Raw genomic sequence first — 26,858 nt, forward strand, 5'->3', positions numbered from 1 at the left:
AATGCAAACCAATGCAGCGGTGCAGCAGTATCTGCAACAACTGGAACTTTACCTGGCCCGGCTAAACGCTCAGGACCGCAATGATGTGCTGCGGGAAATTGAAAGCCATTTGTTTGATGTGCTGGAAAGCCAGCCTGACGCCGACATCCACCTGATATTGCAGGGGTTCGGAGAGCCGCGCCAATTGGCGCAGCAGTACATCGCGCATCTGACCACTGGTGCGCCACCGCCGAAAGGTTTTAAAGCCATTACTCAGGTAAAACGCAGCGTCACCTACAGCCTGTATTTTTCGATGGCGGTGTTTGGTGGGGTCACGGCATTCAGTCTGCTGCTGACCGCCATCGCCAAACTATTCTGGCCTGAGCATGTCGGGGTGTGGTCAGAATCCGCAGGGGAAGCCATTACCTTAGGCATAATGGCCGACCCTAAACCGGCAGAGCTGGAAGTGCTGGGCTATGGTCTGGTGCCCGTGGCCGCCTTGACCGGGCTTGCGGTACTCTGGCTCACCCGCAAAGTGCTGCTGGCCCTGAAAAAGCAGCTTTAGTCGTCGTCCTGCCACAGCTCATCGTCTTCGGCCAGCTGCTGCAGCAGGGTCGCCTGGCGCTTGAGCTGGTCGGCACGTTGGTTAAGTTCACCCGGCAGACTGGGGCTGCCCAGCCAATCCTGGCCCTGACAGGCAGCAGCGGCTAATGCCGCCCACTTTTTGGCAAAGGCCAGCAAGGCTTCACGGGGTTCTGCCAGCTCATCGGCTGGTAAATGGTCAAAAGGTACTGGCTGCGGCTGACTGCCACTGCTGTCACCGACTAAAATCCAGTGACCCACATAACCCGGGTCGGCCGGGTCTTCCACTGCCCATAAGCCCAGGTAAGGTGCGCAGTCCCATTCAGGCCAGTCGCAAATCTCACCATGCGGGATCTGCTGTGCCGATACATAAGCAACTACGGCCGGGTATTGCTGTTCGCACCAGGCCCAATCGTCTGCGTCGTCCAATTGCATATCAGCTTCACTCAAAAGGAAATAAGGCGGCTATTGTCGGAAAGTCTGTCCAGCGCAGCAAGGAAAATAACGCACAGCAGCAAGGGAAAACAAAAAGGCTCAGCAGCAAAGGCCGCTGAGCCGCCGAGATGAGATCAATTACTGAGCCACACAACCGCAGACCGAACCTGCACTGCTGTTGATGTTGGTCCACTGGCCGTTCCACTTCAGGTTATTAGCGGCATTGGGGCAAACCCCTGGATTGGCTGTCGTGCCCTGACAAATCGCTGGCGCTGCGCTATTGCTGCCAATTGGCGTGCTTGAGGTCACATCAATCGCCTCCCCTTTGCCCACCACAATGTCCAGAAAGATATGACTCAGATTCTGGCTGGTGATGTTGTTATTGACCTGGTTGCCGGTGCCGACATAGTTATGGCAACCAAAGCAGTTGCTGGCAAAGCCCGCACTGTTCAGGTTCACATGCTGGAAGGTGGTTTCTGCCACTGAGTTGGCCAGGCGCAAAGAACCACGTTCGTTTGGCACGCCCTGCCCGCCTGAGCTTTGCGCGATATCACTGACCCACAGCGCCCCGACATTAAAGTAGTTGCCCAGCACCGGCATACCGGCAGGCACTGAAGTACCCCCAAGCAGGCTGTCCAATCCGCTGTTTTGTGCCTCAATAGCCGAGATGTTCTCGACGGCCTTGAGATCACCAGATCCGGTCCCGAATGGGTAAACCCGACAAATATTGGTGGGTGTTCCTGTGGCTGCCGACAAGCCCTCGGATGGGTTATTGAAATTACAGGTGTTGCCTGCGGTTTCAGTCCCTGTCAGGCCGGTAGCGCAGCTTGAACTGGCAAAGGTAAAGCTGTCTTTGCCAGTGATGCTGCTTGGCGCACAGTCCGGTGTGTTTTGTTTGTGTTCAAAGGTGGCCCAGACAAATTCAGGGTGATCTGGGGTTGCCACCGCAATATGCATACCGACCAGGCCCAGCGTTTGGGGTTGCCCGCCAATGCTTTGTTGTTGGGTAACAAAAGTGCCGGCGCTAATTTCGGCAGCAGAAAGCACTTTCCAGGCCGCTTTAATTTCTGTGGTGCCACCGGGGAAATTAATCAGGTTTTGTTTTTGCAGCTGCACAGCGCTGCCAGGCAAACCACACATGCTTTTACTAAAGCGCACGTCGTAATACACCACATTGCCGTCCTGGGCATAAATGGTGGCACCATCACCGGCTTGTTGAGTAGAAATCGAGGTGCTGTCGGCTTTATTCAGGCTGGTTCTTAAGGTGGGGCCTGTCACTGTGGCATCACACGAATTAGCCGGGTTGCCTTGGCTGTCAAACTCAAGCACGGCATACTGGCTTGGGTCCATAAAATTGCGCTGGCCAGTACTGTTCGCTGACATCAGGTACAAATAAGTCTGGGTCGAAAACTGATAGAAGTCACAAAAGGTTGAGTCGCCGGGACCAGCACTTTGCTTCACCTCAGCGGGCATTGAAGGGTTACTTAGCCAGGCCGGAGCGACTGGGCAACTGGTATCCGCAAGCACAGTTGTGCAGAGGCCAGCCCACAACAAGGCGCCGCCCAGCACTATTTTGGTGGTATTCATAGCAGGTATTCCTTCCTTTTCAGTGTTGTCACCACAGATAGTGCAACCGGCAGCCCATCCACCAGCCACTTACCTGTTTCAGATACACTAGCTCAAATTATCCATTTCTGGAACTAAATGAAAAAAAAGAAACTTAGGTTTTGCTAATTTTCAAACCCCCTCCGCCACAGATAAATTTTACCGCCGACTTGAACTGGTTAAATTCCAACCTCACTATCCACTGTAAAGCCGGGTGAATTCTTCGCCTACCCATCGCAGGAGCAACACAATGTCTTACCGGATTGAACATGACTCAATGGGCGCGTTGGAAGTGCCAGCCGACGCCTTGTACCAGGCTCAGACCCAACGTGCGGTGCAGAATTTCACCTTGCACCCGGCCAGCCTGCCTTGGCCTTTTATCCGCGCTTTGTTATTGATCAAACAAGCAGCGGCTCGCGCCAATCAGCAGTTGGGGCTACTGAGCAGCACGCAGAGTGACGCTATTATTCAGGCGGCACAGTCTCAGCTTGAGCAGCCGGATCCGGCGCAATTCCCAGTGGGTGTCTACCAGACAGGTTCAGGCACCAGCTCCAATATGAATGTGAACGAGGTGTTGGCGACTCTCGCCAGTCAGAGCGCTGGCGAAAAAATTCACCCGAACGACCATGTGAACCTGGGCCAAAGCAGTAACGACACCATCCCGACGGCTATCCATGTCAGCGCCGCACTGGCGATCAGTGGCGATCTGTTGCCGGCCCTGACCCAGGTGCAGCAGGCGCTGAGCCAATTGTCAGCGCAACAAGGCCATGTACTGAAAACCGGCCGCACCCATCTGATGGATGCCATGCCGTTGCGTTTTGGCCAGGTATTCAGCGGCTGGCAAGCTCAGTTACAGCATGCCGCAGAGCAGTTGCAGGCGCAGCTGCCGCACTTACAGCAGCTGGCGCAAGGTGGCACCGCCATTGGCACCGGTGTCAACGCCCATCCGCAGTTCGCCGCCCGTTTTGCTGCCGCGCTGAGCGAACAAACCGGTCTGTCGTTTAGCCCCAGCCCCAATTTCTTTTTCAGCTTAAGCTCCCAGGATGTCGCGGTGGCGACTTCAGGCGCCTTAAAAACCCTGGCGGTTGCGCTGCTAAAAATTGCCAATGATTTGCGCTGGATGAATTCTGGCCCGCTGGCAGGTCTGGCGGAAATTGAATTACCCGCGCTGCAGCCAGGTTCGTCCATTATGCCGGGTAAAGTGAATCCGGTGATCCCGGAAGCTGTCGCGATGGCCTCGGCCCAGGTCATTGGCCACGATGCGGCTATTACAGTGGCAGGCCAATCAGGTAATTTCGAACTCAATGTGATGTTACCGCTGGTGGCTGCCAATCTGCTCGACAGCATCAGTCTGCTCAGTGGCAGTCTGCGGGCATTGGCCGAAAAAGCGCTAACCGGGCTGAAAGTACGGGCAGACACCACAGCCCGGGCTTTAGCGCGTAACCCGATTCTGGTGACTGCGTTAAACCCGGTGATTGGCTACGAGAAAGCCGCAGCTATCGCTAAACAAGCCTATCAGCAGCAGCGCCCAGTGCTGGACGTGGCGCTGGAGCAAACTGATTTATCGGAAGCTCAGCTGAAAGAATTGCTGGACCCGGCGCGTTTAGCAAACTAATACTGAGCGGACGGATTGCAGCTAAGCGTCTGAACAGTCAGTCCCGGCGCTTAGCTGGCAGCCTGCGCCACTTTTTGTTGGCCTAAACGCCAGATGGCGTAGCTGAAGGCCAGGCTCAGCACCAGCATAAAGACACTGGCCCACCACCATTTGGCAGAACTTGGGTTGTACAGCAGGAAATACGCCATCTGACCCAGGTTCAAAATGGCAATGCCTTTGAGCATCAACTCTTTGTTCACTTTGGCCAGCACCACAGCCCCCAACGGCGCCATCAGCAACACCACGGGGTAAGCACAGAGCCAGGTCTGCACCTGATACGCACTCAGGTCCTGTTCCACCAGTCCAAGCCAGCCATAGCCCAGCACACTGATCGCCGCCATCAACATAATCGCCAGCTGAGTGGCGCGTTTTTCCTGCATACGAAACAAGGTCACCAACAAGGTGTAGAGGATAATATCGGCGCCGGTGCCAAACAAACTGGCACACATACCACCGGTCAGCAACACCAGCGTCAGCAGGCCCCATTCGTAGCCTTTGGGTGAACGCAGTTCACTCTGGCAACCGCGATGTTTGCCCAAACTGTACGCCAGCGCAAACGCAGTGATCAGGCTTAAAAACAGCGCCTGAATAATGTACACCGGCAGCTGTTGCAGTACCTGCATGCCCAGCACAAAACCGGCAAAACACAGCGGGATCATCCACAGCAGCGGTTAAACACCCTTTTGTCTGGCGTGCTGCATAAAATGAATACGCTCGCGCTGGTCATACCTATGCTTTGGATCATCAGGCTGAAATCCCGCGCCATCACCCTGTCTATCTGCAAGAAAATGTTCAGCACCGGAAAAGCCACAGCACCGCCTCCTTCCGGGGTAGACCCAGCGACAAAGGCGCCCACCACCATAATGGCTGGGTAAAACCAGTGCTCCGCCAAAAAAGCCAGGTCGTTAAAACTGTAAAACAGCACAGCCCACAGCAACAACGCCGCGAAAAACCAATAGCGAAACAGCCGGTAACCAAACATGCACAGCACTCCTGAAAATACTTGCCAATTTATACCCTGTTTCGCCGATAGCTGAATAGCCACCATTGCAAAAATCCCCCCTTTAATACTGGGGTCAGGTCTTGTATTTTGCGTTTCAATGCAAAATTCAAGACCTGACCCCAAAAGAGACTTGACCCCATCGTATTTGCCGGTGCACTGGCAGTTTCAGGCAGATTTAGCCAGCGCGCAGGTTTATAATGCCGGCTTTTCAACCACAGAGTAGTCCAGATGATCGGTGACCCAGCAGAGCAAGCGCAGTCCCAGCAATCAACCAGCTTTGACGCCACAAAAACCATTTTGCCAGTGGTGGCGGCGGTCAGTTTTGTCCATTTGCTGAATGATTTAATTCAGGCCATTTTGCCGTCGATTTACCCATTGCTGAAAACCGAATACAGTCTCAGTTTTGCCCAAATCGGTCTGATCACGCTGAGCTTCCAGCTGATGGCGTCAGTGCTGCAACCGGCGGTTGGCCTCTACACCGACAAACACCCCAAGCCGTACCTGTTACCCTGTGGCATGCTGATGACCTTGCTAGGTCTGATATTGCTGGCGAGCAGCAGCAGTTTTGCTGGTTTATTGGTGGCCTCGGCGATGATTGGTATGGGGTCATCCACCTTTCACCCGGAAGCGTCGCGGGTGGCCCGCATGGCATCCGGTGGCCGCTTTGGTTTTGCCCAGTCGTTTTTCCAGGTCGGTGGTAATGCCGGTTCGGCCTTTGGTCCTTTGCTGGCGGCCGCCATTATTCTGCCACGTGGGCTGGATGCAATTCTGTGGTTTACCCTGTTTGCCATTTTAGGGATTGCAGTGCTTAGTGCAGTCAGCCGCTGGACCATCCGTTCAGGGGCCAGCTTAAAAGGTGCGAAAAAACAGCCGCATTTCAGCCATTTAACTATGGCCCAGGTCAAAGGCGCACTGCTGGTACTGGCCATACTGGTGTTCTCCAAATACATCTATATGGCAGCTCTGACCAACTACTACACCTTTTACCTGATGGAAAAATTCGCCGTCTCGGTGGCAGATTCTCAGCTTTACCTGTTTATCTTCCTGGCCTCAGTGGCACTCGGTACTTTTGTCGGTGGCCCGGTTGGCGACAAAATTGGCCGTAAAGCCGTGATCTGGATTTCTATTCTGGGGGCTGCGCCTTTTACCCTGCTGCTGCCTTACTGCAACCTGTACTGGACCGCCGCACTGTCCGTGCTGATTGGCCTTGTGCTGTCTTCGGCGTTCTCCGCCATTATTGTGCTGGCGCAGGAATTAGTACCGCATAAAATCGGTCTGATCTCCGGTATCTTTTTTGGCCTGATGTTTGGCATCAGCGGCATCGCCGCCGCCGGGCTTGGTGCCTGGGCTGACGCCACGTCCATAGTGCAGGTATTTCAGTACTGCGCTTATTTGCCGTTGCTGGGCGTGGTCACTGTACTGCTGCCTAAAATGCGAAAAGACTAATGCCTCTCAGTGTCAGACAACCCGGGAGTGCCGGGTTCGTCTGACAGACTGTTCTTGTAATTCATTGATTGAAACGTTAAAACAGACCTGACACCGGAGCGAACAAAATTTAATCTCAACTGGCTCAATCAGGGAGTTTTGCATGGCAATTCGTTTTCTATCCGCAGTCGCGGCTATTCTTTTCTGTCTGACATCATCATTCGCGCAGGCCGCTCCCAAAACAGAACTTCAGGCTGGCGCCGTCGCTTCCCCTGATCAGTACGGCGCGCTGGTCGCCGAACAAATTCTGCGCCAGGGCGGCAATGCCGTTGACGCCGCTATCGCCACCGCCTTTACCCTGGCCGTCACTTACCCCGAAGCCGGCAATATAGGCGGTGGTGGTTTTATGCTGATTTGGTTTGAAGGCCAGCCGTATTTCCTGGACTACCGCGAAACTGCGCCCGCCGCTGCACACCGCGACATGTACCTGGACGCAGATAAACAGGTGATTGAAAACTTAAGCCTGATTGGCCACAAAGCCAGTGGTGTGCCTGGTACAGTCAAAGGCTTATGGCTGGCGCATCAGAAATTTGGCAGCCTGCCATGGAAAACCCTGCTGGCACCGGCCATCCGCTACGCCAGTAACGGCTTTACTGTCGCCGCCAATCAGTACCAATACCGTGCCGATATCTCAACGCAACTGGAAGGCAAAACCAACTTCTCCGACTATTTTGGCACCATGAAAGCAGGTGAAAACTTTAAGCAGCCAGAGCTGGCGCAAACCCTGAGCCGGATTGCTGAACAAGGGCCGGACGATTTTTACAAAGGCAAAACAGCCCAGCTGCTGGTGGCAGAAATGCAGCGCGGTGGCGGCCTGATCAGCATGGCCGATTTAGCCGCATACCAGGCGGGTTGGCGTGATGCACTGGTCACACCCTGGCAGGGCAAAAGCTTTATCAGTGCGCCGCCCCCCAGTTCAGGTGGTATTGCTATAGGTCAGTTGCTCGGTTTGAAGCAGCGCCGTCAGGCTGATTTTAACGGCGTGGCGCACAACAGCAGTCAGTATGTGCATCTGATCGCCGAACTGGAAAAGCGGGTTTATGCTGACCGGGCAGAGTATTTAGGCGATCCCGGCTTTGTGAAGGTACCGCAGGAGCAATTGCTGAGCGCCGCTTATCTGGATCAGCGCGCCAAAGAAATTAACCCCAAGGCGATTTCGGCCACAGCGAATGTAAAACCGGGGCTCGAAGGCTACCACACCACCCACTTCTCTATTCTGGACAAAGCCGGTAATGCGGTATCTAACACCTACACGCTGAACCTGGATTTTGGCAGCGGCGTGGTGGTGCAAGGCGCTGGCTTTTTGCTGAATAACGAAATGGACGATTTCTCGGCCAAAGCTGGCGTGCCAAATGCCTTTGGCGTGGTGGGCAAAGACGCCAACTCGATAGCGCCGGGCAAACGCATGCTGTCGTCGATGAGCCCAAGTCTGGTGGTGAAGGATCAGCAGATTGAGCTGGTGGTCGGCACGCCGGGTGGCTCCACCATAATCACCTCGGTATTTCAGGTGATCAGCAACCTGTATGATTTTGGCATGGGGCTGCAACAAGCGGTGGCGGCGCCACGTTTTCACCACCAGTTACTGCCAAAAGACCAAATCACCATGGAGCCTTTTAGCCCGCTCTCTGCCGAAGTGCAGCAGCAGCTGACTGAACGTGGTTATGTGCTGAAAACTCAGGATTGGAACTTAGGCGACGTGCAGGCCATTCAGGTGCAGCACCAGCAGGTCTCAGCCGCAGCCGACCCGCGCTCGCGCGGCGTCGCCAAAGTCATTCAGTACTAAAGAAGTGCAGCCGGCCTGCATACAGCGCAGGCTGGCTAATTCAGGTCTTGTGGCGTCACTGGCAATAACGGCAGCTCAAACACAAAGGTGGTGCCTTTGCCAGGCACACTGACAAAACTGATCGAGCCGCCATGCAGCTCCACCAGTGATTTGGAAATCGCCATGCCAAGACCAGTGCCGCCGACCCGTCGGGTATTGCTGGAATCGGCCTGAGCAAACTTTTCAAACACCCGGTCCTGAAACTCCAGCGGAATGCCGGGACCGGAATCTTCCACTTCAATCCGCACTTTATCGCCTTGTTGCTGGCTGCGAATTTGCACTGCACCGCCTTGTGGCGAATATTTAGCGGCATTGGACAATAAGTTCGACATCACCTGCATAATCTTGTCCGGGTCTACCGTCATCTGCAGATCCTGGCCAGGATGCCAGTCAAAACTCACACCGTACTGGCTGGCATAGCCCTGGTTCGCTTGCAGCGCCTGCTCCAGCAGGCCATTGAGCGACACTTGCACCAGATGCAGCGGCGAGTCCGCCAGCGTGGCTTTGTTAAAGGTCAGCAGGTCATTCACCAGCCGGGCCAGTCTACAATGAAGTGGTCTCGCCATTTCAGGTAGCCTGGAGTGTGCGGCCAAAAGTCGCCAAGGTGAATGTGGCGTCCATGGCCGCCTGGTGCCAGGCCAACCCCTTTAACGAACATGGCCCACACGGGGTACGCAACCTGGTGGTGAACCCAGAGCTGCTGTCGGTGATCCCCTGACAGCAACAGGCCCGCAGCCTGACTACGGGCCTTCGCTGTTACTCCAGAATAGTGACTGTACTTTGCAGTGCTCTGTTGGCGCTGACATCCACCGGCGCGCCAACCACTGCAAAACTGCCCTGTAAGCGAATATCGGCAGAAGAGCTGCCGAGCTGTAAGCGGATTTCACCGGGCTCCAGCAACCAGGGCATCTTGCCGTGCTGCTGCGGGCCCAAAAACGCCGCCATCGTAACCGGCAGACTAAAGCGGACCTGTTTCTGCTCACCAGGCAACAAGCTGACCCGGGCAAAGCCAGCCAGTTGCTGCACCGGCCGGGTTAAACTGGCGACCGGGTCCTGCAGGTACAACTGCACCACTTCTGTCCCTGCCCTGCTGCCGGTATTTTTTAACTTCAGGCTCACCTCTACCTGCTCGCCGGCTTTAGCCTGGGTTTTATTCAGCGTGAGCTCGCTGTAGCTGAAGCTGGTGTAACTCAGACCATGACCAAAGGCATACAGCGGGCTGATGTTGTCATGTAAATAACCGCGGCTGCTGGACGCTTTGTGGTTGTAAAACAGCGGAATATGACCGGCACTGCGTGGAAAAGTCAGCGGTAATTTACCGGACGGATTCACCTTGCCAAGCAGCATATTAGCCAGCGCAGTACCGCCCTCCTGGCCTAAATACCAGGCCTCCACTATGGCTGGCATTTGCTCCGCCAGACCGCCCAGCGCCAGCGGCCGGCCATTTTGCAGCACCAGCACCAGCGGTTTGTTGCCCGCCACCGCCAACACTTCTTTGGCCAGCAATTGCTGGTCGGCACTCAGTTCCAGCGTGGTACGGTCGCCCAAGTGTTTGTCGGCCCAGGCTTCGCGCGCCAGTCCTTCGTTTTCACCCAGCACCAGCACTATGGCATCGGAGTTTTTCGCCAGCGCCACCGCTTCTGCGCGCAGCCTGGCATTGTCGGTTGCACTCGCCAGCACGGTGTCGTCATGGTTCCAACGCAGCATCGAATAGGTTCCGGCCTTCTCACTGCGCGCAACCATCGCTGCAGCCGCTTGTTCAGCCAGTGCATTAGTGCTGGAGGTATCTGTACTGGAAACAATGGGGCTGTCTGCCGTCGCTTGCGCCTTCGGCGTTAAAAAGTTGTTGTCTGTGATGCGGCTGCCACGGGCAAACGTCACCGCCACCTTGCCTTGCAGTTGCTGCTGCAAGGCGTCGACCAGGTTCACCGTTTTACGTGGAATGCTGCTGTACCCCCCCAGTAATGCCTCATCGGCATGCGGACCAATCAATGCCAGTTTTTTTAGCCTGCTGGCGTCCAGCGGCAACACGCCGTCGTTTTTCAGCAGCACTATGGATTTTTCCGCCAGGTCCAGTGCCAGGCGACGGCCTTGCTCTCCTCCTAAAGCCGCATCGGCTTTACTGGCATCCACATAAGGGTGCTCAAACAAACCAAGGCGGAATTTCAGCATCAACACGGCGCGCACTGCCTGGTCCACCGCCTGCACCTGCAGCTGACCGCTTTCGACCAGAGCTTTTAACTTGGGAAAGGCCATAGGATCGGGAGTTTCCATATCCACCCCAGCCAGCAGTGCCGCTTTGGCAGCGTCGGCTTCATTGGCAAAAAGCTGATGACGGACGGCTGCGCAGTTCCTGCACGGCAAAGTAATCACTGACCACGGCGCCATTAAAGCCCCATTGCTCACGCGCCAAATCTCGCAGTAGGTAGCTGTTAATGTGTGACGGTACGCCGTCCACTTCGTTGTACGACGGCATAATGCTGGCGGCAAAAGCCTGAGTAATAGCCGCTTCAAAAGGCGCTAAAAACACTTCCTGCAATTCACGCGGTGCAATATGGGCCGGTGCCGTATTCACCCCGGCCTGCGGTTGGCCATGGCCGGTCAGGTGTTTAAGCGTGGCAACCACTTTATCTTCAGCAAATGCAGCGTCTTTGCTGGCCAGGCCCTGAAAACCCCGCACGGCGGCAACGCCCAGCGCAGACACCAGATAAGGGTCTTCACCCATGGTTTCTTCGATACGACCCCAACGTGGGTCGCGGCCAATATCCAGCACCGGCGCTAAGGCCCAGTGTGCACCTGTGGCACGCATTTCCCGCGCGGCCAGTGCATAGAGCTGTTCCAGATCATCCGGTGACCAGCTGCTGGCCAGCGCCATGGCCTGCGGAAAACTGGTGGCGTCATAGGCCACATAGCCATGCAGCGCTTCTTCGTGCATCAAGGCCGGAATGCCCAGCCGCGTCTGCTCGGCCAACCAGCGCTGTGCCGCATTGTTAAACTCAGCCATCTGGCGTGGCGTTTTGTATTCGCTTGGCCGTGCTATATGGCCAATACCGTTTGGAATTAAGGCTTTGGCTTTGGCCGGTAAAAACTGCATCTGGCTATTTTACATCTGACGGCGCTGATGCCAGACACTTTGCAGCTGCGCCAGCTTTTCATCCAGCGTCATCCGGCTTAATAAATCGTCTACCCGCTCAGCGACAGGCGCTTTGGCATCTTTATAAAGCGGTGCCGTGTCGGTGCTGCCAGCGCCATAAGCGCCGCAGCTCAGCATGGCCGCAGAAACAGTGGTCATCAGGGTTTTACGCATAACAGTGGGCTCCTTGTCGCAAGCCAAAACCGGTGCAGCCGGTCTGATTATTTTTTGTGCCGCTTATGCGACTGACCTACCTTAGCCTGAGCTGCTGTGCTGCCCGTTAATGGAATGTTTTTAGTGAGTTATCTTTTTTCACAGCCCTGATGTGTCGTCAGGCCAGAACCCCTATGCTGGCTACCAGGCTGCGCCTATTTCGCAACCATGCGGACACAAACTCACAAAGCAGCCGTATCGACAACAAGGGGAGATTTCAGGTGCAAACTGCAACACAACAGGGGTCGGCTGCGATGACCAGCCCAACCAGCGAGGATCACAGCCAGGCCGAAAACAGCGGCTTGATCCTGTTTATCAGCCTGGTGGCTACTATTGGTGGTTTTTTATTTGGCTTTGACAGTGGCGTGATTAACGGCACCGTCGACGGCCTGCAGCAGGCCTTTCAGTCACAAAGCGTCGGCACCGGCTTTAATGTCGCCAGCATGTTGCTGGGCTGTGCCGCCGGTGCGTATTTTGCCGGCCGGCTGGCCGACCGCTATGGCCGCCGCACGCTGCTGCGCTGGGCCGCGGTGTTTTTTATTGTCAGCGCCTGGGGTTCAGGCATTGCTGACGGCTCTGTTGAGTTTGTGATTTACCGCATTCTCGGTGGTTTTGCCGTGGGTGCCGCGTCGGTGATTTCGCCCGCCTACATTGCAGAAGTGGCGCCAGCCCGCTACCGCGGTATGCTCAGCAGCCTGCAGCAAATCGCCATTATCTTTGGCCTTTTTATGGCTTTTGTCAGCAATTACCTGCTGGCCAATTACGCCGGTGCCTCCACTCAAAGCCTGTGGCTGGACTTTGCCGCCTGGCGCTGGATGTTCTGGATTGAGCTGCTGCCTGCCAGCGTATTTTTACTGATGCTGCTGTTTATTCCGGAAAGCCCGCGTTATTTACTGCTGACCGGTCGGCAGGCCGACGGCGAAAAGGTGCTGCATACCCTGTTTGGTGAACGCTGTGCCCAGAAAAAAGTGGCAGAAATTCAACGGTCGCTACAGGCCAATCATGCGCCGCGCTTAAGTGATTTACGCGACCCCACCACAGGCAAGCTGCGCACCTTGGTCTGGGTGGGCCTCGGCCTCGCCACCTTCCAGCAACTGGTCGGCATTAATGTGGTGTTTTACTACGGCGCCGTGCTCTGGCAGGCGGTGGGGTTTTCTGAAGCCGATGCACTGTTAATTAATGTGATCAGCGGCGCCATCAGTATTCTGGCCTGTGTACTGACCTTACTGGTGATCGACAAAATTGGCCGTAAACCGCTGCTGCTGTGGGGCTCGGTCGGTATGTTTATCACGCTGGCACTGCTGGTGTATGCCTTTGCCAACGCGGCACAAGACGAGAACGGCAACCTGCTGCTGGGCGACTACGGTACGCTGGCGTTGGTCAGTGCCAATGCCTACGTGTTTTTCTTTAACTTATCCTGGGGCCCGGTGATGTGGGTGATGCTGGGAGAGATGTTCCCCAATCAAATTCGTGGTGTTGGCCTGGCGGTCAGCGGTCTGGCGCAGTGGCTATGCAACTTCCTGATCACCATGACCTTCCCGTTACTGCTGACCGGCATCGGTCTGGCTGGCGCTTACGGCCTTTACGCGCTCGGCGCCCTGCTCTCCATCGCCTTTGTGCTGAAACTGGTGCACGAAACCAAAGGCAAAGAACTGGAAGAAATGCAATAACTGAACGGGGTCAGGTCTTGTATTTTGCATTGAAACGCATAATACAAGACCTGACCCCAAAGGTGGACCCCAAACCCGCAGCAACTAAGGCGCATCAAGGCCATAACGTTGTAGCAGTTGCTGGTAGCGTCCGTCCAGCTTTAAGCGCTGCAAGCCTTGTTCGATGGCTTCCATTAACGCGGCAGAATCGGCTTTATCGGCGGTCACCGCAAACTTCAGCGGTAACTCGGCAAACGCAGGTTCGGCCCAAGCCACGGCATCAGCCAGCCCAGTCCTGTCATGCGCCAGCAAAAATTCACCAACAGCTCGCTCTAAGGCCACATAGTCACAGCGCCCCAGCTGCATGCGCCGCAGGTTGGCTAAATCGTCCTGTGCTTCATCAAAAATCCCCCCCGCCTTTGCCAGCTCGGGTGGATAACCGTAACTGTGCACCGTGCAAATGCGCTGGTTACGCAAGGCGCTAAGCTGCAGATCCCGCTGCCCCAGCTCAGGCCTGCGCACATAAAAACCCAATCGACTTAGAAAAAGTGCGGAGCTCGCCAGCGCATTGTGGCGTTTTAATTCTTCAGGCCACAACAGCAGCACGCCATCAGCCCGGCCCAGTTTCAGCTCATGCAGCACCCGTGACCAGGGAATAAATTGCACCTTCGGCTGAAAATCACAGCCGTCCAGCATCAGCTCTAGCAATTCAACCGCCGCGCCCTGGTGCTCCATCTGCTCCGACGCATAAGGTGGGTATTCCAGCGTAAGAAATAACACCTCTTTGGCTTGCGGGCTGGGGGCCACAGCAAAAATCACAGAAGCAAATAACCAGGCGAAATAACGCAAGTGAACTCCGGGGCGACAGACAAAAGCAGAGTGGATTCATACCAAAACAGTAATGCAGTTTATTAAATAAGCAACAAGCACCGTACTCCTAGCAACTGCTTCTGGGGTCAGGTCTTGAATTTTGCACTTGAACGCAAAATTCAAGACCTGACCCCAGTCACAGCCTATTCACATGAGAAAATTTCATTATCCAATGAAATAAAACCACTTTTATTCATGCAATCTGACGCGTATAACTTACTCATTGCCAACAAATAGCCATCCAGACACCTTAAAGTCCAATATTAAGTCAGGTCTTGGGGGTTGGGGTCAGGTCTTGTATTTTGCGTTTCAATGCAAAATACAAGACCTGACCCCAACCGATGCCAAGCGATGACCTAACAAAACTGGCTGGCACCTGGACCAACGGAGAGCAGAGCATGAGCACGAACTTTACCTTCAGCATTAAACGCATCGGCTTTGATGAGCATTACCAGCCGGCCAATAACACGCGGATCACCACCAATTTTGCCAATTTAGCCCGGGGTGAAAGCCGCCAGCAGAACCTGCGCAATGCGCTTTGTATGATCAACAGCCGCTTTAATGCGCTGGCTCCGTGGGACAACCCTAACCTGAACCGCTATGCCGTCGAGCTGGAGATCATTTCGGTGGATCTGGCCGCAGAAGGTCAAAGTCACAGCTTTCCGACCATTGAAGTGCTGAAAACCAGTATTCTGGACCACCAGACCGGTCAGCGCCTGGCGGGCATTGTCGGCAATAACTTCTCGTCTTATGTGCGGGATTACGACTTCAGCATCCTGCTGCCTGAACACAACAAAAACCAGCCACAGTTCAGCATTCCAGCTAACTTTGGCGATCTGCATGGCAAGTTATTCCAACTCTTTGTGAACTCAGCGGCCTATCAGCAGAACTTCGACAAGCCGCCAGTGATTTGCCTGAGCGTGTCGGACAACAAAATTTATCAGCGCACCAGCAACCAGCACCCGGTTTTGGGGGTGGAATACCAACCGAACGAGCCGTCGCTGACCGAACTGTATTTCAAAAAGATGGGCTTGCAGGTGCGCTATTTTATGCCGCAAGGCAGCGCCGCCCCGCTAGCGTTTTATTTTGTCGGCGACCTGCTGAATGACTACAGCAACCTGGAGCTGATCAGCACCATTGCCACCATGGAAAGCTTCCAGAAAATTTACCGGCCGGAGATTTACAACGCCCATCAAAGCGCAGGCGCCAGCTATCAGCCTAACCTGAAAAACCAGGCACATAACCTGACCAATATTGTGTACGACCGCGAAGAGCGCAGCCGCCTTGCGGTAGAACAAGGCAAGTTTGCCGAAGAGCATTTTATTAAACCGCACAGAGCCGCCTTAGAGCAGTGGTCGTCTCGTGCGCTGCACGCCTGAAGCTGCCGTATCGCCGCCAGAGCCCACTTACCTCGCGGCCATGCTGCAGCTGCAGCGCTTAACGCCCTGCACCTGGCACCAGGCCATTAACGAACAGAACACAGAGCATTAATGATGAGAAAACTACTCCCCACCTCTACCGCAGGCAGCCTGCCAAAACCAAACTGGCTGGCCGAACCTGAAACCTTATGGTCGCCATGGAAACTGCAAGGTGACGAACTGGTCAGTGGCAAACAAGACGCGCTGCGCTTGTCGTTGCATGAACAAGAGCAGGCAGGCATTGATATCGTCAGCGACGGCGAGCAAAGCCGCCAGCATTTTGTCACCACCTTTATCGAACATTTAGACGGCGTCGACTTTAGCAAACGCGAAACCGTACGCATCCGTAACCGTTACGACGCCAGCGTGCCTACAGTGGTTGGCCCGGTCAGCCGCAGCAAACCCGTGTTTGTTGAAGACGCCAAGTTTTTACGCTCACAAACCAAAGCGCCAATCAAATGGGCCCTGCCTGGCCCAATGACCATGATCGACACCTTGTACGACGCCCATTACAAAAGCCGCGAAAAACTGGCCTTTGAATTTGCCAAAATTCTGAACCAGGAAGCCAAAGAGTTAGAAGCAGCAGGGGTGGACATTATTCAGTTTGATGAACCCGCCTTTAACGTGTTTTTTGACGAGGTGAACGACTGGGGCGTTGCTGCACTGGAGCGCGCCATTGAAGGCCTGCAATGCGAAACTGCCGTGCATATTTGTTATGGCTACGGCATTAAAGCCAACACCGACTGGAAGCAAACCCTCGGCAGCGAATGGCGCCAGTACGAAGCGGTGTTTCCCAAGCTGCAGCAATCGAGCATCGACATTATTTCGCTGGAATGCCACAACTCGCATGTACCGATGGAGCTGCTGGAACTGATCCGCGGCAAAAAAGTGATGGTGGGCGCCATAGATGTGGCCAGCAACAGCATTGAAACGCCAGAACAAGTGGCCGCCACTTTGCGTAAAGCGCTGCAGTATGTAGACGCCCACAACCTGTACCCCTGCACCAACTGCGGCATGGCGCCACTGTCGCGCCAGGTGGCACAAGGCAAGCTCAATGCCTTAGCAGCGGGGGCAGAGATAGTGCGGCGGGAGCTGGCGGGTCAAAACTAAAGGATTGAATGCTGGCTCAGCGCTAAAAAAACAGCCAGGCAGTGCCCGGCTGTTATCTATACATCAAATGAATTCAAGCCAGCTTAACCTTTGCTGGTTTTCGCAGTGCGCGGCTTCGCTGTGGTTTTTGGTTTGGCTTTGGCTGCAGGCGCAATCAGGGTTTCTGATTTTTTATTGGAACGCCCTGTCACCACCTTACGCGAAATACTTTTCAGTAAAGACTCACGGTTGCTGACTTCAAAGCCTGGTTTGACAACGCGCTGTATTTTAGCGCCAATCAGTTTCTGAATGCGCTCTAAGGTCTGTTCCTCTTCACGGCTAACAAAAGACAACGCCTGCCCGGCAGCGCCAGCGCGGCCTGTGCGGCCAATGCGGTGCACATAATCTTCCGGTAAATAAGGCAGGTTAAAGTTGACCACATAGTCCAGGCCTTGAATGTCCAGACCACGAGCGGCCACTTCAGTTGCAATAAGCACCTGCAGTTTGGCTGACTTAAAGTCGGCAATGGCGCGGCGTCTGGCGCCCTGGCTCTTGTCACCGTGACAGACAGCCGCTTCAATACCACGTTGCTGTAAACCCGCTAACAGACGGTCTGCCTGCTCTTTGGTACTGGTAAACACCAGCACCTGGAACCAGTTTTGCTCGGCCAGCAGCTGTTCAAACAATTCAATTTTACGGCTTTCTTCTACCGCATAGACCACGTGCTGCACTGTATCTGCAGTGCTGTTCACTTTCGCCACTTTGATTTGCTGGTGATTACGCAGGATCTTATGCGACAGTTCATTGACTGCAGCTGAGGTGGTGGCAGAAAACAACATGGTCTGGCGTTTAGCGGCGGTCATTTGCATCAGCTTCAGCACATCAGCACTAAAGCCCATATCCAGCATACGGTCGGCTTCGTCCAGCACCACATATTCCACGTCCGACAGAATCACATTCCCCAGCGTCAGGTGCTCAATCAACCGGCCTGGCGTGCTCACCACAATATCTACACCAGTAGTCAGTTTACTGGCTTGCCCGCCCAGTTTGACGCCGCCGTATAAGGCCGTCACGCTGATGGGGGTGTGCTTGGCATAGGCTTTAATGGACTCAGCAATTTGTTCTGCCAGTTCGCGGGTTGGTGTCAGAATTAACGCACGAGGCCGTTTTTCTACCGTGGCTTTTGGGTTGTCCAGCATGCGCTGTAGCACAGGCACCGAAAAGGCGGCGGTTTTGCCTGTGCCCGTTTGAGCTGATACTTGTAAATCTTTACCGCGACGCGCTGGCACTATGGCTTGTGCCTGCACCGCCGTCATCTCATTGTAGCCACACTCCACCAGAGCGCGTTGCAGTTCGGCAGCTAAATCTAATGATGAAAATTGCATAAAAATTCCTCTGCCAACTGGCTACAGCAAAATTAAGGGGGCGAAATATACAGCATTTTTGCTGCAGTTAAGAGCTTTGTTTACAAAACATACCGCTTTGGCGGCCGAAAGACGGCGAATTCAGGCCTGAAGTGCCCTAGTGACCAAGGGTCAGACCTCATTCAGCGCCCAAGGGCAGCACTTAGTCCTCAAAGTCAACATCAGGGCGTGGCAGATGTGTGCAGCTGCGCGCCAGAATTTCGACATAAAACGCTGGCCATTGCTGTTCAACAGCAGCGTCGATTTTCTTATTGATATCAGAGTTAAACACTTTCACTGCCTGTTGTTCGGTCTCGCCAAAACGACAGTCAAAAGCCCAGTAATCTTTACCTTCTGGCAAGGCTTTACGACGTTCTCTGGCCAGGTATTTTTTAATTTCGTGTTTAATTGCATCGACCAAACGGGCTTGCTGCAATTTAGCGTGTGTTAATGCAAAGGTCTTTTTCATAGGAATTCCTAACTGAATGCGGTTGGCATAAACGCTGCCTGGCTCAAAAGGCCGGGCATTCTACATGGATATAGGCGTTATCACCGCCAAAATCTGCAGCGAAGCGCTAAATAATGCCGGTGATGCCGCACTAGTGTAGTGGATGATGGGCTTGTGGGGTCTGGAGTTATCCAGTTAAAGGTCGTTTAACTGAACTTCAATGTCGCGCTGTTTTGCCCTTTGTACAACCAGCGCAGCCAACTCCAGGTCGTCCATATAGTTTATTAAAGCTTCATAAGCTTTTGCCGGAACGCAGTAAAATACGGGTTCATTATGCGCAAGCACTGCCACCGCATAACCTTCAGCTTTCGCAACAACCGCCATAGGATTCAACTGAAACTCTGCGATGCTGGCTGTCTGCTCTGCCAAGACAGAATAAGCTTCAGGCATGCTACTCCCCTTCGCGCTCAGTCGATTTTTCTATGCTTTCGAATCCAAACTGACACATATGCACTGTGACTCTGGGCAGCCTCATACGCTCGGTCTGGGACATTAAAAACTCACGCCAAAACGGCCAGACATGATGATGTACATTCTTTTTGGAAAACTCGGCAATAGCCTCGTTAGAAATCACTTTTTTCATCACGTATTCAGCGGCAAAAGTTGCTTCAATGCAGGCCTTTTGCACAGGCTCCTGCCCTTCGGCTTCCTCTACCCATCTAAAGCCATAACCGCACTCAACCCGCACCAAATGCTGCCCATCCTTTAACTCAATAGCAGATACGGCCGGCAAAGCCGAACGCGTTTGAGTCTGAAACAGGTCAAAGTTTTCATATTTTGCAGGCGAATCTGCGGCCACACTACTTTGAGCATGAACAAGGTACACATCGTTGATACTTAAATGATCAATAGCCTCTTGCAGCAACAGGTTCATGGCTTCACCGCCAACTTTCATTCACGACCAGCTGAAGCTTAGGCATCAAAGGCTTCACCTCCGCGCCAACGCAAACTTTCGCTAGGTGCTGCTCCACTGTATTCGAGTGCCATGCGGGTACATCCGCTTTGGGAACCAGCCCTATCCGTTCCGCCAGAATATGGAATGCGTCCACCGAACTGGCAGCAAGCCGAATTAATTTGTCCATCGCCTCGGATTGGGTGACATCATCAGCTTCATACTTGGCAAAAGCCACCGGGCCGCCACCAAATACTTTGGCAGCCTGAGCCTGAGTAATACCAAGTTGCTCGCGAACTGCTTTCACCTCTGCGCCGGTTAAAAAACCGTCCACCTGCTTTTTAAAAGCAACCACAGCGCGCTTGTTAGCGCGTACTTGACCGGCGTCAGCTTGCTCTGAACCACAATGATCACACACAGAGAAATAGCTGACGATCGCGGAAGATTGACCTTTATAGTCGACAAGCTGAGAACCTGACTGCAGTGCTAAATGCCCTTCGCCACATAAAGGGCAAAGATCTTTACCTTGCATACAACTCTCCTTTTTAGCTACCTGACGGATGACTGGATACCACTAAAATCAGCTGCCCCGTCTTACCAATAGCAAATTTCAAATAAAACTCTGTGTTGAAGTAATCACCAAGGGCGTCGTTCATACGCCGCTCAACCACAAGGTACGCATCACAGGCCGCCCAAGCCCCATTTGGTTGCTGTCTGCACCACTCAGAAGCCAGATACCTACCTTCGAGCAAAGCAAGTTTCAGTAAAGCTGCAACATCTTCCAGATCCATCGACCATTTTTGTAAATCCTGCACACAACCTTTGGTCCATGCCCTGATCCGCTCTGGCTTTAACAGTGGCATCACATCTCCAACAGGATACAAAGGTCCACCAGCAATTTTCTGCCTGCCTTGCGCTGTTGGGTCTAAGCCCTGTTGATAGCGGCTGAGGATAATACAACTTACCATTATGGTAAGTCCAAGAGTTTCGTCAATGTTCCCAGCAAAATGTTCATCTCACTTTCCTTGTGCGTGGTTATGCGCAGACCAACAGTATGGTTGAAATTTAGCGTATGCAGCCCTTTCGAAAAGTTCATTTTTATCAAATCCCGTCCTTAGTTGTATTGCGTTTAGGAACCTCCATTGCTATGTTGGTTTTGTCTCCAATCCAGCAAAAAAAACAGATTGATCAAAGCAATGTGAAATCAATACTTTAAAGAGGGAATTTATGATTGTTGAGCAGCAACTGGAACGTGCGCGCCTTGAATTATTAGATATGGGCCTGCGCGCTAACCCGCAGCTGAATTACCGCAGCGGTAGTAAAGCGCTCGACATTATTGATGAAAAGTCGGCCAGCATTTTCCAGATGCTGGTTGAACAAGAAAGCCCCCTCAGCTTTTTACCGCTGCCAGAAGCCTACCAACAAAAAATTGCCGACAACGAAGATGAAGGCACCTTTTTCCAGAGCGACGACGAAACGGAATTACCACCACTTGATTTGTACCTGGAAGAAAAAAAGGGCGCGGCCCGCTTTAGCGACAAATACCTGCAAACTGGTTTAATCCCCGCCAAGCTGGATAAAGCACTTTTGAAACTGGAAGCTGAAGCCCATACCATGCTGCAGGAGCAAGGGGTTGAAGTGCTGTATTTAGCGCTTGGATTTTTGCAATGGCATGAGCCGGCCAATACCTCGGTGTCGCGCTATGCACCATTAATTCTGGTGCCTGTTGCCCTCACCCGCTCATCGGCCAGAGACAGTTTTAAGCTCCGTTACACCGGCGAAGAATTGGGCTCTAACCTCACACTGGCGGCCAAACTAAGAACGGAATTTAAATTAGTGCTGCCTCAGTACAGCGATGAAAGTTCAATAACTGATTACTACCAGGCAGTTGCAGAATCTATTTCGGCTCAGCCGACCTGGCGTGTACACCCGGACAAAATTGGCTTGGGTTTATTCTCATTTGGCAAGTTTCAGATGTATATGGATTTGGACCCAAGCGGCTGGCCAGAACAAAAGCGGCCGTCACAGTTGCCGCTTATTGGTCGGTTGTTTAGAGATGGCTTTGCTGAACAAGCAGCCATTAATCCCGATGACTTAAATCATCCTGAAAAGCTGCATTTGGTAAAAGACGCAGACTCCAGCCAAATTGAAGCCATCCTTGCGATGAAAGCAGGCTCAGATTTAGTTATTCAGGGCCCGCCTGGCACCGGTAAATCCCAGACTATTACCAATATCATTGCCGAAGCCGTTGCGCTGGGTAAGAAAGTACTCTTTGTCGCCCAGAAAATGGCAGCTCTGGAAGTGGTGAAAAAGAGACTGGACGAGTCTCACTTGGGTTATGCAGTGCTGGAACTACACAGCCATAAAAGCACCAAAAAGACGGTGCTGGCATCTATTGCTGAATCTTTAGATCAAGGCCGCCCACAAACCCAAAGCAGAGAAAGTGAACTACTCTACCTAGCCGAATCCAAAAGCCAGTTGGACAACTATGTGCAGGCCATCAAAAGCCCAATACGGCAGAGTGGCCTCAATTACGTGGAAGCACTCGGCACTTTACTTCAACTCAACAGCCAAATTGCTGACTCTGCGCTTCCCGTCATCCCCTTTAGTTATTTTGAAGCATGGACAGCGGACCAATACAACAGCGCTCGCAAACTGGTTATCGAGCTGACAGAACAGTTAGCACGTATAGGCGAACCAGCAGAACACCCCTTTGCAATGTCGCTTCGCACTGATTTTTCACCAGCCCAACAACAGGCATTAGTGAGCACGATTTATGAGGCGACAAAGTTACTTGAGCAGATTGAAACTGAAAGCCAGGCCACAGCCCACTACCTGCAACTGAACAAACCAGAATCGTTAAACAGCGTTGCACCGCTTGCGGCCACCGTACTATGGCTGGCTGACGTACCCGACTTAAAACGAGTCAAGGTAAATAACCCGGTATGGGCTGACGAGCCAAAGAAAATAGCGAATGGTTTAGCCTGCTTAGAGAAATTTTTGGCCGTAAAAGCACAATGCGAACAGCACTTTATCGCCCAGGCTCTGGATGCCGATTTACTCAGTATTCGGCAAGGCCTGATCGGGAGAACCGATAAGTGGTGGCGCTTTTTATCCGCTGCGTACCGCCAGGCGAAAGCGAAATTGGCTGGCTTATGGCGCGGTGAGTTGCCAGCAAATAGCGCAGACTGGTTTATCGCGTTAGACGCTGGTCTGAACTACCAATCTTTGAAAAAAGAATTGGCGTCTTATCAGGCCACACTGGCTGAAGCTTTTGCTTCACAATGGCAAGGTGAACACAGCGATATACAAACCTTGCAGCCCATTCATCAGTGGATAGCCAATTTCCACAGCAAAGTAGCAACCAACGAGCTGCCGTTGTCACTGGCTGCATTGATTGACCAAGGCGCAGATAAACCGCGGCTTCGCAGTAGTGCAGAAAAACTTAACCACTTAAGCAACGCCATTGAGCTACAAACGAACACTCTGAAAGAACTGGTGCAAATTGATGCGAACGACTCTAGGTACCACTTCAGCACTGTGCCTTTTGCCGAATTTAAAGGCCTGTTAGCCAGCTGGAGCAACCCAGCCTTGCTGTATGATTTCGCTCGCTACAACCAGATCATTCAGGCGTTATTGCCCTACCAGATAAAGCCGCTTACCGACCAGGCTTTTCGCTGGAACAAAGCGCCCAACTTGCTGCTTAGCATGTTTGAACACAGCTATTACCGAGGTTTAGTAGACCACGCCTATGATGCTTGTGAAGCCATCCGCCGCTTTGACCGACACAAACACGAACAAAGCCTGCGTGAATTTAAACGCATTGATGGCAGTAGTTTGTATTTTGCACAAGAACAGCTGGTACACAACTTATACGAGCGCCTGCCGAAAAAAACCGCCAAAGGCGAAATGGAGTTGGTACTGCGTGAGCTCGGCAAGAAAAAACGCCATATTCCCATTCGTAAACTGCTGGCCGAAGCCGGTACTGTAATTCAGCAAATTAAGCCCATTTTTATGATGAGCCCAATGTCGATTGCCACCTATTTAAAGCAAGGCGCGTTGGATTTCGACCTAGTGATATTTGACGAAGCCAGCCAAATACCGGCCCCGGACGCTTTGGGAGCCATGCTGCGCGGCAAACAAGTGATTGTGGTGGGTGACAGCAAACAAATGCCGCCGAATAACCTGTTTGGTAAGGCCGTAGAATTGGAAGAAGAAGAGCTGGAAAACAGCGCCACCGCCGAAATGGAAAGTATTCTGGCGTTAATGGAAGCCAGAGGCGCAGCAAGCAAAATCCTGCGCTGGCATTACCGTTCTCGCCACGATTCACTGATAGCGGTGTCAAACGACCAGTTCTACCAAAACCGTTTAGTTGCCTTCCCAAGCCCTGGCTACCATGCCGATGCCACAGGTTTGAAATTTCATTACCTGCCGCAAACCCATTACGACAAAGGCGAATCACGCACCAACCCTGGCGAAGTAAAGGCGGTTGTGGCAGCAGTATTACAACATGCGCTTACCAAGCCCCATTTATCCTTGGGTGTTGTCGCCTTTAGCTTGTCACAGCGTGACGCCATTTTGCTGGAACTGGAAAAAGAGCGCCGCTTACACCCAGAAACAGACGACTTTTTTGCCCGCCATGCGGCAGACGATGAGTTCTTTGTAAAAAACCTGGAAAACGTGCAGGGCGACGAACGCGACGTTATTTATATCTCTATATGTTATGGCAAAACCAGCGATGGCAAGCTGAGCCAGAACTTTGGCTTGTTGAACAAACCGGGCGGTGAACGGCGCTTAAACGTGCTGATTTCACGCGCCCGCTTAGCAATGGAGGTATTTGCTAACTTCAAAGGCGATGAACTGAAAGTTGAAGCCGACAGCCCCTTTGGCGTGCGTGCTTTACAAATTTTTATGCAGTTTGCCGAATCCGGCCGTTTAGACAAACCGCACGAAAAAGCCCAGGAACAAAACTTCGCGTTTGGCGCCCTGCTCCACCAAGCCATTCAGCGCCTGGGTTATCAAGTAGCAACAAAGGTAGGCAGCCAAGGCTATTACATAGACTTAGCCATTAAGCACCCGGACGACCCAAGCAAATATGTGCTTGCGCTGGAATACGATGGTGCCGGCTATTACGAAGCTGCATCCGCCCGTGACAGAGACAGGCTACGGCAAAGTGTGCTGGAAGGCTTGGGCTGGAGCTTTGAACGTCTGTGGTCTACCGACTGGTACCGCGACCCGGACGCAGAACTGCACCGACTTAAACTGTTGATAGACCAGGCCATTGTAAAACACAACGAGCTAATGGTTGCACTTGCCGAGCAAGCCAACAACATCAGGCCTGTGCTTAGCGTAGCTAGCACTGCCGAACCTGCCGCCTCAATTTTACGGGTAGAAGAAGAGCCACCAGAATTCGAAGCCTGCACCAATCCGTATAAAAAGACCGACGTGTCCAAGTTAAACATTCCGGCTGTGGATGACTTCAGCGCCATTCCTTTTAGCATGTTGGTTCATGCGGTAGAACGCATTGTAGAAACCGAATACCCCATATTCACCAGCTTAGTGGCCACCCGACTGGCAAACGCCGCTGGCCTGACACGAGTTGGTGCCAAAATTAAACGCACTGTAGATCAAGCCATCGAATGCGCGGTAGCCAAGGAGCTGATCCAGTTAGACAAAGACGAAGTGTTATGGCCGCATGGCCGCAGCACAGTAAAATTAAGAAACTGGAACAGCGCCGACACAGCAACCCGCAAGCTGGAAAATGTCTGTGATGCCGAACTGACTAATGCCCTTTTACTAACAGTACAAGACGCCCACGCTATCAGCGTAACGGATGCAGCATCCGCAGCTTTGGGGTTACTGGGTTTTCAGCGCGCAACAGCTCAGGCTGCAGAACGGATGGCGAAGTTGGCACTGGTTCAATGCGATAAAGGTGTGTTGGTTTGTGAGAATGAAAGGTTGAAAATAAGGAATAAACCATAAACTCCTTTTAATTTCATTTACTATTCATATAAATAAAAAATACTTTTGAACTTTTAAGTTAAATAAGCCACCTTAATCACACCTAAAACAGGAAAAATGAATGAGCTTAGAAAAAATAATTTTAGAATCTGTAAAATCTGCCTCTCCGGCGATTCTAAAAAAATGAAACTTATAATTGAAGAATTTGAACACTTTTCAAATCATAAGCTAATGCCCCATCTGCTAAGTAGCTATGTAAAACTAAACACATCAACATCTCAACTGTTCAGAAATAAAGGATATAAAATAAACGAACTATATATCCCACTAACACTAAAAATATTAGACACCGAAGAAGTAAAAGTAGATAAATACCCGGCTGGCGCGATAGAAAAACATAACAAAATAATCATCAAAGATACAGCCGGCATGGGGAAATCAACTGTATTAAAAATGTTATTTAGATACTGTTTTGACACTGCAAAAAGAGTGCCTATATATATTGATTTAAAATCATTAATTGATGAAGAAAAAATAATACCTGTTGAAGTCTACATGCATAAATCATTTCCTTCATTTACTGAAAAGCCAAGTCAAGATTTTATAAATTTACTTCTTCAAAGGGCGCCGTTTCTGTTCTTATTCGATGGCGCAGACGAAGTCCCAGACAAGCACAAACCCAAGCTATTCAAAGAGATCTCGGATTTTCAAGCAAAAGCATCAAACTCCGCATTTATAATTGCCACAAGAGATGAGGACAAAATTCTTAGCTCTTTTAACGATTTTACATCTGCATCTATTCAACCATTAAAGAAAAATGAAGCTTACCTGCTGCTTGAGAGATATCAATTCGAAGATGTTAAAGCATCAGACTTGATAACTGAAATTGAAAAACCAGAAAATGCTTCTGTCTTAGATTTTCTTAAAAATCCATTACTTACAACTCTTCTTTACACTGCATATGCATACAAGAAAAAAGTACCACTTAAGAAAAGTTTATTTTTTAAGCAAATTTATGAAGCTTTATATGAAAACCATGATGCAACTAAGATAGGATATTTGACTAGAGAAAAAAATCTGGTTTAGATATTAATTCTTTTGAAAAGATACTATCACATCTTGCGTTTTATAGTCGAAGCAAAGAAAAACTAGAATAT

At 52.1% G+C, this 26,858-nt stretch carries 25 protein-coding genes; 10 read left to right on the forward strand and 15 right to left on the reverse strand.

The window, feature by feature from the left end; genetic code table 11:
- Position 1: 1 nt before the first annotated feature.
- Entirely contained in the window at positions 2 to 544 is a 543-nt protein-coding gene (locus ACFO3I_RS07030) for an HAAS signaling domain-containing protein (protein WP_377332851.1), read from the forward strand.
- Here the strand turns inward: ACFO3I_RS07030 and ACFO3I_RS07035 are convergent.
- Both ACFO3I_RS07035 and ACFO3I_RS07040 read right to left on the reverse strand, forming a co-directional pair.
- On the reverse strand, positions 541 to 996 hold the full coding sequence (locus tag ACFO3I_RS07035) for a DUF4826 family protein (protein WP_377332854.1): 456 nt from the start codon (positions 994 to 996) through the stop codon (positions 541 to 543). The two genes, ACFO3I_RS07030 and ACFO3I_RS07035, sit on opposite strands and share 4 nt — an antisense overlap.
- A gap of 138 nt (positions 997 to 1,134) precedes the next feature.
- On the reverse strand, positions 1,135 to 2,583 hold the full coding sequence (locus ACFO3I_RS07040) for a mannan-binding protein (RefSeq protein WP_377332856.1): 1,449 nt from the start codon (positions 2,581 to 2,583) through the stop codon (positions 1,135 to 1,137).
- Between the two features lie 268 nt (positions 2,584 to 2,851).
- Between ACFO3I_RS07040 and ACFO3I_RS07045 the strand changes: the two genes are divergently transcribed.
- The gene (locus ACFO3I_RS07045) at positions 2,852 to 4,216 is read left to right on the forward strand and encodes a class II fumarate hydratase (RefSeq protein ID WP_377332858.1); all 1,365 of its coding nucleotides are present in this window, start codon (positions 2,852 to 2,854) and stop codon (positions 4,214 to 4,216) included.
- A gap of 50 nt (positions 4,217 to 4,266) precedes the next feature.
- On the opposite strand, the gene ACFO3I_RS07050 is transcribed toward ACFO3I_RS07045, so the two are convergent.
- Both ACFO3I_RS07050 and ACFO3I_RS07055 read right to left on the reverse strand, forming a co-directional pair.
- Positions 4,267 to 4,914: a TSUP family transporter gene (locus tag ACFO3I_RS07050; RefSeq protein ID WP_377332859.1), complete on the reverse strand. Its 648-nt coding sequence runs from the start codon at positions 4,912 to 4,914 to the stop codon at positions 4,267 to 4,269.
- A complete protein-coding gene (locus tag ACFO3I_RS07055) occupies positions 4,911 to 5,237 on the reverse strand; it encodes a hypothetical protein (RefSeq protein ID WP_377332861.1) in 327 nt (108 codons plus the stop codon). Before ACFO3I_RS07055 ends, ACFO3I_RS07050 begins: the two co-directional genes overlap by 4 nt.
- Before the next feature lie 249 nt (positions 5,238 to 5,486).
- Here ACFO3I_RS07055 and ACFO3I_RS07060 point away from each other — a divergent pair, with 249 nt between their 5' ends.
- Entirely contained in the window at positions 5,487 to 6,704 is a 1,218-nt protein-coding gene (locus ACFO3I_RS07060; RefSeq protein ID WP_377332863.1) for an MFS transporter, read from the forward strand.
- 142 nt (positions 6,705 to 6,846) lie between these two features.
- Positions 6,847 to 8,526 carry a gamma-glutamyltransferase gene (gene ggt, locus ACFO3I_RS07065; protein ID WP_377332865.1) on the forward strand — a complete coding sequence of 560 codons (1,680 nt, stop codon included), beginning with the start codon at positions 6,847 to 6,849 and terminating at the stop codon, positions 8,524 to 8,526.
- A 35-nt stretch (positions 8,527 to 8,561) separates the two neighbouring features.
- On the opposite strand, the gene ACFO3I_RS07070 is transcribed toward ggt, so the two are convergent.
- Complete coding sequence (locus ACFO3I_RS07070; protein ID WP_377332866.1) at positions 8,562 to 9,131, reverse strand: sensor histidine kinase; 570 nt, start codon at positions 9,129 to 9,131, stop codon at positions 8,562 to 8,564.
- A gap of 17 nt (positions 9,132 to 9,148) precedes the next feature.
- Here ACFO3I_RS07070 and ACFO3I_RS07075 point away from each other — a divergent pair, with 17 nt between their 5' ends.
- Complete coding sequence (locus ACFO3I_RS07075; RefSeq protein WP_377333464.1) at positions 9,149 to 9,283, forward strand: hypothetical protein; 135 nt, start codon at positions 9,149 to 9,151, stop codon at positions 9,281 to 9,283.
- Positions 9,284 to 9,321: 38 nt separating this feature from the next.
- On the opposite strand, the gene ACFO3I_RS07080 is transcribed toward ACFO3I_RS07075, so the two are convergent.
- Genes ACFO3I_RS07080 through ACFO3I_RS07090 form a run of 3 tightly spaced genes read right to left on the reverse strand, consistent with a single transcriptional unit; the run spans position 9,322 to position 11,872 of the window.
- Positions 9,322 to 10,953: a glycoside hydrolase family 3 C-terminal domain-containing protein gene (locus ACFO3I_RS07080; protein ID WP_377332868.1), complete on the reverse strand. Its 1,632-nt coding sequence runs from the start codon at positions 10,951 to 10,953 to the stop codon at positions 9,322 to 9,324.
- Positions 10,880 to 11,659 carry a glycoside hydrolase family 3 protein gene (locus ACFO3I_RS07085; RefSeq protein ID WP_377332870.1) on the reverse strand — a complete coding sequence of 260 codons (780 nt, stop codon included), beginning with the start codon at positions 11,657 to 11,659 and terminating at the stop codon, positions 10,880 to 10,882. The genes ACFO3I_RS07080 and ACFO3I_RS07085 overlap by 74 nt, the downstream gene beginning before the upstream one ends.
- Positions 11,660 to 11,668: 9 nt before the next feature.
- A complete protein-coding gene (locus ACFO3I_RS07090; protein WP_377332871.1) occupies positions 11,669 to 11,872 on the reverse strand; it encodes a hypothetical protein in 204 nt (67 codons plus the stop codon).
- Positions 11,873 to 12,045: 173 nt separating this feature from the next.
- Here ACFO3I_RS07090 and ACFO3I_RS07095 point away from each other — a divergent pair, with 173 nt between their 5' ends.
- On the forward strand, positions 12,046 to 13,581 hold the full coding sequence (locus tag ACFO3I_RS07095; protein WP_377332872.1) for a sugar porter family MFS transporter: 1,536 nt from the start codon (positions 12,046 to 12,048) through the stop codon (positions 13,579 to 13,581).
- Between the two features lie 84 nt (positions 13,582 to 13,665).
- Here the strand turns inward: ACFO3I_RS07095 and ACFO3I_RS07100 are convergent, their stop codons facing one another.
- On the reverse strand, positions 13,666 to 14,409 hold the full coding sequence (locus tag ACFO3I_RS07100) for a substrate-binding periplasmic protein (RefSeq protein ID WP_377332873.1): 744 nt from the start codon (positions 14,407 to 14,409) through the stop codon (positions 13,666 to 13,668).
- Between the two features lie 419 nt (positions 14,410 to 14,828).
- Here ACFO3I_RS07100 and ACFO3I_RS07105 point away from each other — a divergent pair, with 419 nt between their 5' ends.
- On the forward strand, positions 14,829 to 15,809 hold the full coding sequence (locus tag ACFO3I_RS07105; protein ID WP_377332875.1) for a DUF1852 domain-containing protein: 981 nt from the start codon (positions 14,829 to 14,831) through the stop codon (positions 15,807 to 15,809).
- 114 nt (positions 15,810 to 15,923) lie between these two features.
- Positions 15,924 to 16,958: a methionine synthase gene (locus ACFO3I_RS07110; protein ID WP_377332877.1), complete on the forward strand. Its 1,035-nt coding sequence runs from the start codon at positions 15,924 to 15,926 to the stop codon at positions 16,956 to 16,958.
- 83 nt (positions 16,959 to 17,041) lie between these two features.
- Here ACFO3I_RS07110 and ACFO3I_RS07115 read toward each other — a convergent pair whose 3' ends face one another.
- The 6 genes from ACFO3I_RS07115 to ACFO3I_RS07140 all read right to left on the reverse strand — a co-directional run bounded on the left by ACFO3I_RS07115 (position 17,042) and on the right by ACFO3I_RS07140 (position 20,708).
- Positions 17,042 to 18,322: a DEAD/DEAH box helicase gene (locus tag ACFO3I_RS07115; RefSeq protein ID WP_377332879.1), complete on the reverse strand. Its 1,281-nt coding sequence runs from the start codon at positions 18,320 to 18,322 to the stop codon at positions 17,042 to 17,044.
- Between the two features lie 181 nt (positions 18,323 to 18,503).
- Positions 18,504 to 18,809 carry a DUF6172 family protein gene (locus ACFO3I_RS07120; protein ID WP_377332881.1) on the reverse strand — a complete coding sequence of 102 codons (306 nt, stop codon included), beginning with the start codon at positions 18,807 to 18,809 and terminating at the stop codon, positions 18,504 to 18,506.
- 174 nt (positions 18,810 to 18,983) lie between these two features.
- On the reverse strand, positions 18,984 to 19,238 hold the full coding sequence (locus ACFO3I_RS07125; protein WP_377332883.1) for an antitoxin: 255 nt from the start codon (positions 19,236 to 19,238) through the stop codon (positions 18,984 to 18,986).
- A 1-nt stretch (position 19,239) separates the two neighbouring features.
- The gene (locus ACFO3I_RS07130; protein ID WP_377333466.1) at positions 19,240 to 19,743 is read right to left on the reverse strand and encodes a hypothetical protein; all 504 of its coding nucleotides are present in this window, start codon (positions 19,741 to 19,743) and stop codon (positions 19,240 to 19,242) included.
- Complete coding sequence (locus ACFO3I_RS07135; RefSeq protein ID WP_377332884.1) at positions 19,727 to 20,272, reverse strand: type II toxin-antitoxin system MqsA family antitoxin; 546 nt, start codon at positions 20,270 to 20,272, stop codon at positions 19,727 to 19,729. Before ACFO3I_RS07135 ends, ACFO3I_RS07130 begins: the two co-directional genes overlap by 17 nt.
- A 13-nt stretch (positions 20,273 to 20,285) precedes the next feature.
- On the reverse strand, positions 20,286 to 20,708 hold the full coding sequence (locus ACFO3I_RS07140; protein ID WP_377332886.1) for a hypothetical protein: 423 nt from the start codon (positions 20,706 to 20,708) through the stop codon (positions 20,286 to 20,288).
- Between the two features lie 259 nt (positions 20,709 to 20,967).
- On the opposite strand from ACFO3I_RS07140, the gene ACFO3I_RS07145 reads away from it, so the two are divergent.
- Complete coding sequence (locus ACFO3I_RS07145; RefSeq protein WP_377332888.1) at positions 20,968 to 25,722, forward strand: DUF3320 domain-containing protein; 4,755 nt, start codon at positions 20,968 to 20,970, stop codon at positions 25,720 to 25,722.
- 96 nt (positions 25,723 to 25,818) lie between these two features.
- Positions 25,819 to 26,787 carry an NACHT domain-containing protein gene (locus tag ACFO3I_RS07150; RefSeq protein WP_377332890.1) on the forward strand — a complete coding sequence of 323 codons (969 nt, stop codon included), beginning with the start codon at positions 25,819 to 25,821 and terminating at the stop codon, positions 26,785 to 26,787.
- Positions 26,788 to 26,858: the final 71 nt, after the last annotated feature.

Origin of the sequence: Rheinheimera marina (genome assembly GCF_042654345.1) — a bacterium.
GTDB lineage: Bacteria > Pseudomonadota > Gammaproteobacteria > Enterobacterales > Alteromonadaceae > Pararheinheimera > Pararheinheimera marina.

What these genes read in the sequence shown, in the direction of transcription:
- ACFO3I_RS07030 (WP_377332851.1), top strand. Translation starts at nt 2, where the DNA reads ATGCAAACCAATGCAGCGGTGCAGCAGTATCTGCAACAACTGGAACTT.
- ACFO3I_RS07035 (WP_377332854.1), bottom strand. Translation starts at nt 996, where the DNA reads ATGCAATTGGACGACGCAGACGATTGGGCCTGGTGCGAACAGCAATAC.
- ACFO3I_RS07040 (WP_377332856.1), bottom strand. Translation starts at nt 2,583, where the DNA reads ATGAATACCACCAAAATAGTGCTGGGCGGCGCCTTGTTGTGGGCTGGC.
- ACFO3I_RS07045 (WP_377332858.1), top strand. Translation starts at nt 2,852, where the DNA reads ATGTCTTACCGGATTGAACATGACTCAATGGGCGCGTTGGAAGTGCCA.
- ACFO3I_RS07050 (WP_377332859.1), bottom strand. Translation starts at nt 4,914, where the DNA reads ATGATCCCGCTGTGTTTTGCCGGTTTTGTGCTGGGCATGCAGGTACTG.
- ACFO3I_RS07055 (WP_377332861.1), bottom strand. Translation starts at nt 5,237, where the DNA reads ATGTTTGGTTACCGGCTGTTTCGCTATTGGTTTTTCGCGGCGTTGTTG.
- ACFO3I_RS07060 (WP_377332863.1), top strand. Translation starts at nt 5,487, where the DNA reads ATGATCGGTGACCCAGCAGAGCAAGCGCAGTCCCAGCAATCAACCAGC.
- ggt (WP_377332865.1), top strand. Translation starts at nt 6,847, where the DNA reads ATGGCAATTCGTTTTCTATCCGCAGTCGCGGCTATTCTTTTCTGTCTG.
- ACFO3I_RS07070 (WP_377332866.1), bottom strand. Translation starts at nt 9,131, where the DNA reads ATGGCGAGACCACTTCATTGTAGACTGGCCCGGCTGGTGAATGACCTG.
- ACFO3I_RS07080 (WP_377332868.1), bottom strand. Translation starts at nt 10,953, where the DNA reads ATGGCGCCGTGGTCAGTGATTACTTTGCCGTGCAGGAACTGCGCAGCC.
- ACFO3I_RS07085 (WP_377332870.1), bottom strand. Translation starts at nt 11,659, where the DNA reads ATGCAGTTTTTACCGGCCAAAGCCAAAGCCTTAATTCCAAACGGTATT.
- ACFO3I_RS07090 (WP_377332871.1), bottom strand. Translation starts at nt 11,872, where the DNA reads ATGCGTAAAACCCTGATGACCACTGTTTCTGCGGCCATGCTGAGCTGC.
- ACFO3I_RS07095 (WP_377332872.1), top strand. Translation starts at nt 12,046, where the DNA reads ATGCTGGCTACCAGGCTGCGCCTATTTCGCAACCATGCGGACACAAAC.
- ACFO3I_RS07105 (WP_377332875.1), top strand. Translation starts at nt 14,829, where the DNA reads ATGAGCACGAACTTTACCTTCAGCATTAAACGCATCGGCTTTGATGAG.
- ACFO3I_RS07110 (WP_377332877.1), top strand. Translation starts at nt 15,924, where the DNA reads ATGAGAAAACTACTCCCCACCTCTACCGCAGGCAGCCTGCCAAAACCA.
- ACFO3I_RS07115 (WP_377332879.1), bottom strand. Translation starts at nt 18,322, where the DNA reads ATGCAATTTTCATCATTAGATTTAGCTGCCGAACTGCAACGCGCTCTG.
- ACFO3I_RS07120 (WP_377332881.1), bottom strand. Translation starts at nt 18,809, where the DNA reads ATGAAAAAGACCTTTGCATTAACACACGCTAAATTGCAGCAAGCCCGT.
- ACFO3I_RS07125 (WP_377332883.1), bottom strand. Translation starts at nt 19,238, where the DNA reads ATGCCTGAAGCTTATTCTGTCTTGGCAGAGCAGACAGCCAGCATCGCA.
- ACFO3I_RS07130 (WP_377333466.1), bottom strand. Translation starts at nt 19,743, where the DNA reads ATGAAAGTTGGCGGTGAAGCCATGAACCTGTTGCTGCAAGAGGCTATT.
- ACFO3I_RS07135 (WP_377332884.1), bottom strand. Translation starts at nt 20,272, where the DNA reads ATGCAAGGTAAAGATCTTTGCCCTTTATGTGGCGAAGGGCATTTAGCA.
- ACFO3I_RS07140 (WP_377332886.1), bottom strand. Translation starts at nt 20,708, where the DNA reads ATGGTAAGTTGTATTATCCTCAGCCGCTATCAACAGGGCTTAGACCCA.
- ACFO3I_RS07145 (WP_377332888.1), top strand. Translation starts at nt 20,968, where the DNA reads ATGATTGTTGAGCAGCAACTGGAACGTGCGCGCCTTGAATTATTAGAT.
- ACFO3I_RS07150 (WP_377332890.1), top strand. Translation starts at nt 25,819, where the DNA reads ATGAATGAGCTTAGAAAAAATAATTTTAGAATCTGTAAAATCTGCCTC.